The organism is Ruegeria sp. HKCCA5763 (assembly GCF_013034545.1).
Taxonomy (GTDB): Bacteria; Pseudomonadota; Alphaproteobacteria; order Rhodobacterales; family Rhodobacteraceae; genus Ruegeria.
Genome location: NZ_WQGF01000033.1, coordinates 1 through 4,526, shown reverse-complemented (window position 1 = coordinate 4,526; position 4,526 = coordinate 1). Strand labels below are relative to the sequence as shown.

The window sequence follows — 4,526 nt, the reverse complement described above, 5'->3', positions numbered from 1 at the left end:
AAACGCACTCCCTTGTATTCGTTGCATGTTGAGTTGGGAGGTAAGTTGGTTGATTTTGCTGGCTGGGAGATGCCTGTTCAGTATTCGCTGGGGATTATGGGGGAGCATAAGCAGTGTCGTGAGAAGGCGGCGTTGTTTGATGTGTCTCACATGGGTCAGGTGATTTTGCGCGGCGAGAATGTGGGTGAGAAGCTGGAAGCTTTGTGCCCTCAGGCTTATGCGACGCTGAAGGAAGGCAAGGCGCGGTACGGGTTCTTTACGAATGCGGATGGCGGGATCATGGATGACCTGATCGTGTCGAATGCGGGCGATCATTTCTTTGTGGTTGTGAACGCGGCGCTGCGGTATCAGGACATTCCGCATATGCGCGCGCACCTCGAAGGCGTCGAAGTGACCGAGATCTTCGACCGGGCGCTGGTGGCGGTGCAGGGTCCCAAGGCCGAGGATGTGGTGGGGGAACTTTGCCCTGCTGCCCGCGATCTGAAGTTCATGGAAACCACCGTGGCCGATATCAACGGCGTTGAATGCCGCATCTCGCGTCTGGGCTATACCGGCGAGGATGGTTACGAGATCTCGATCCCCGAGGACAAGGCGATCGAGATCAGCAAGGCTTTCCTGGCGCATGAAGATTGCGAACCTGCGGGTCTGGGCGCGCGCGACAGCCTGCGGCTTGAGGCGGGGCTGTGCCTGTATGGCAATGACATCGACCAGAGCACCTCGCCCATCGAGGCATCCCTGGGCTGGGCTATTCAAAAACGCCGCAAGGAAGAAGGCGGGTTCCCAGGCGCGGATCGCGTGCAAAAGGAACTGGCCGAGGGCGCGGCGCGCAAGCTGGTGGGCATCAAGCCCGACGGCCGGGCACCGGCGCGTCAGGGCGTTGAGGTGCAATGCCTTGAGGGCAACACGATTGGTCAGATCACCTCGGGCAGCTTTGGCCCCACGGTGGGTGGTCCGGTTGCGATGGGCTACGTGTCGAAGGGCCATGGTGAGCCCGGCGAGAAGGTGAACCTGATCATTCGGGGCAAGGCGCAACCGGCGCAGATCGTGGCGCTGCCCTTTGTCACACAGAATTACAAGCGTTGAAGTCAGGAGAGAGACAAGATGGCAACCTATTATTCCGAAGAGCATGAATGGCTGACCGTTGAGGGCGATACCGCCACGCTTGGCATCACCAAGCACGCGGCTGAACAGCTGGGTGAGGTGGTGTTTGTCGAGCAGCAGGAAGCGGGAGACGAGTTCGAGAAAGACGGCGAGATCGGCGTGATCGAATCCGTCAAGGCCGCGTCCGAGCTTTATGCTCCGGTGGATGGCGAGATCGTTGAAGTGAACGAAGCGCTGGCCGACAACCCCGGCGCGCTGAACGAAGACCCCGAAGGCGAAGCCTGGATCTACAAGATCAAGATTGCGGACGCATCGCAGCTTGAGGACCTGATGGACGAGGCCGGATACAAAGCCTTCATCGGCTAAACCAAACCGGGGGCCCGCGCCTGGGGTTCCACCGCTTTATCCGGAGCTTCTGCTTTTGGGGCTCCGCCCGCTCGGGCCGGACTGGCCCGCCTTCCACCGGAGATCTGCGCGGTCTCTGCCGGACCTGACTTATTCATAGGAGCGCTGCAATGGCCTTCAAACTGACCGACTACGAAGCCTATGACTTTGCCAACCGCCGCCACATTGGCCCGTCGCCCACCGAGATGCGCGACATGCTCAAGGTGATCGGCTTCAAGACATTGGACGAACTGATCGACGTCACCGTCCCGCCCGCGATCCGGCAGAAAGAGCCGCTGGACTGGGGTCCGGCGATGACGGAACGTGATGCTCTGTTCCACATGAAAGAGGTGGCGAGCAAGAACACCGTTCTGACCTCGCTGATCGGTCAGGGCTATTACGGCACCACCACACCTGCACCGATCCTGCGCAACATTCTGGAAAACCCGGCCTGGTACACGGCCTACACGCCCTATCAGCCCGAGATCAGCCAGGGTCGTCTTGAGGCGCTGCTGAACTTCCAGACCATGGTCAGCGACCTGACCGGGCTGGACGTGGCCAACGCGTCCTTGCTGGACGAAGCCACGGCGGCTGCCGAAGCCATGGCCATGGCCAAGCGCGGCGGGCGGTCCAAGGCGAACAATGCAGCCTTCTTTGTCGACAAGAACTGCCACCCGCAGACCATCGCGGTCATTAAGACGCGTGCCGAGCCTTTGGGCATCGACGTGCAGGTGGGTGATCCCGACAGCCTGGATGCGGGCGCGGTCTTTGGCGCGATCTTCCAATACCCCGGCACCCATGGCCATGTGCGCGACTTCACCGCCGAGATCGCGGCACTGCATGAACACAAAGCCATCGCCATTGTTGCCGCCGACATCCTGTCGCTGGCGCTGCTGAAGTCACCGGGCGAGATGGGCGCGGATATCGCCATCGGCTCGACCCAGCGCTTTGGCGTGCCGATGGGCTATGGCGGCCCGCACGCCGCTTACATGGCAACCACCGACAAGCTGAAGCGCTCGATGCCGGGCCGGATCATCGGTGTGTCCATCGACAGCCGTGGCAACAAGGCCTACCGCCTGTCGCTGCAAACCCGCGAACAGCACATTCGTCGCGAGAAAGCCAACTCGAACGTTTGCACCGCGCAGGCGCTGCTGGCGGTCATTGCCTCGATGTATGCGGTCTATCACGGCCCCGACGGCATCAAGGCCATCGCGCAATCGGTGCACCGCAAGACCTCGCGCCTGGCCGCTGGCCTGGAAGAGGCGGGTTTTGCCGTTGAGCCGGAAGTGTTCTTCGACACCATCACGGTCGAGGTCGGCCATCTGCAGAAGACCGTCATGGAAGCTGCCGTGGCCCGTGGCGTCAACCTGCGCAAGGTCGGCGATACGAAAGTGGGCATCAGTCTGGACGAACAGACCCGGCCTGAGACCATCGAGGCCGTCTGGGGTGCTTTCGGCATCGACCGCACCGATGACAGCTCGAACAAGCAGTACCGCCTGCCGGACTATGCGCTGCGCGAAAGTGCCTATCTGACCCACCCGATCTTCCACCAGAACCGGGCCGAGGCCGAGATCACCCGCTATATGCGCCGTCTGGCCGACCGCGATCTGGCGCTGGACCGGGCGATGATCCCGCTGGGCTCCTGCACCATGAAGCTGAACGCCACGATCGAGATGATCCCGGTCACCTGGCCCGAGTTTGGCAATCTGCACCCGTTCTGCCCCGAAGATCAGGCGCAGGGCTATCACGAGATGATCGCCGATCTGAACGACAAGCTGTGCCAGATCACCGGTTATGACGCGATCTCCCAGCAGCCCAACTCGGGCGCGCAGGGCGAGTACGCGGGCCTTCTGACCATCCGCAACTACCACTTCGCCCGCGGCGAAGGGCAGCGCAATGTCTGCCTGATCCCAACCTCGGCGCACGGGACCAACCCGGCCTCGGCCCAGATGGTGGGCTGGCAGGTTGTGCCGGTGCTGGCGGATGAGAATGGCAACATTGATCTGAACGACTTCCGCGCCAAAGCTGAGAAGCACAGCGATCATCTGGCCGCCTGCATGATCACCTATCCCTCGACCCATGGCGTGTTCGAGACCACCGTGCAGGAGGTCTGCCAGATCACCCATGACCATGGAGGTCAGGTCTATATCGACGGGGCCAACATGAACGCCATGGTGGGTCTGTCGCGTCCGGGGGATATTGGCGGTGACGTCAGCCACCTGAACCTGCACAAGACCTTCTGCATCCCGCATGGTGGCGGCGGCCCCGGCATGGGTCCGATTGGCGTCAAGGCGCATCTGGAAGAGCACCTGCCTGGTCACCCGGAATACGGCACCGCCGTGGGCCCGGTCTCGGCAGCGCCCTTCGGCTCGCCTTCGATCCTGCCGGTCAGCTGGGCTTATGTGCTGCTGATGGGCGGCGCGGGTCTGACGCAGGCCACGAAAGTGGCGATCCTGAACGCCAACTACATCGCGGCGCGGCTCAAGGATGCCTATCCGATCCTCTACACCTCGGAAACGGGCCGGGTGGCGCATGAATGCATCCTCGACACCCGTCCGCTGGATGCCGAGGCGCATGTCACCGTCGACGACGTGGCCAAGCGCCTGGTCGATTCAGGCTTCCACGCGCCGACCATGAGCTGGCCGGTGGCCGGAACCCTGATGGTGGAGCCGACCGAGTCTGAGCCCATGGCCGAGCTGGATCGTTTCTGCGACGCCATGCTGTCCATCCGCTCGGAAGCGCAGGACATCATCGACGGCAAGATCGACGCGGACAACAACCCGCTGAAAAACGCCCCCCACACCGTGCGCGATCTGGTCGGCGAATGGGACCGCCCCTACACCCGTGAACAGGCCTGCTTCCCTCCGGGCTCCATGGGCGTCGACAAATACTGGTCCCCCGTCAACCGCGTCGACAACGCATATGGCGACAGAAACCTCGTCTGCACATGCCCCCCAATGGACGCATACGCAGACGCCGCAGAATAATCCCATAACAAAACCCCGCCAAAACATAGGCGGGGTTTTCGCCAATCGGAAACT

The 4,526-nt window shown here is 62.1% G+C and carries 3 protein-coding genes; all 3 read left to right on the top strand.

All coding sequences use genetic code 11. The annotated features are described in order from the left end of the window. Positions 1–1,083: glycine cleavage system aminomethyltransferase GcvT (gene gcvT, locus GOV89_RS22640; RefSeq protein WP_171181990.1), on the top strand; the 1,083-nt coding region annotated here is incomplete at its 5' end. Between the two features lie 18 nt (positions 1,084–1,101). Then, the gene (gene gcvH, locus GOV89_RS22635) at positions 1,102–1,467 is read left to right on the top strand and encodes a glycine cleavage system protein GcvH (RefSeq protein ID WP_171181988.1); all 366 of its coding nucleotides are present in this window, start codon (positions 1,102–1,104) and stop codon (positions 1,465–1,467) included. A 149-nt stretch (positions 1,468–1,616) separates the two neighbouring features. Continuing rightward, complete coding sequence (gcvP, locus tag GOV89_RS22630) at positions 1,617–4,472, top strand: aminomethyl-transferring glycine dehydrogenase (RefSeq protein ID WP_171181986.1); 2,856 nt, start codon at positions 1,617–1,619, stop codon at positions 4,470–4,472. The last annotated feature ends 54 nt before the right edge of the window (positions 4,473–4,526 follow it).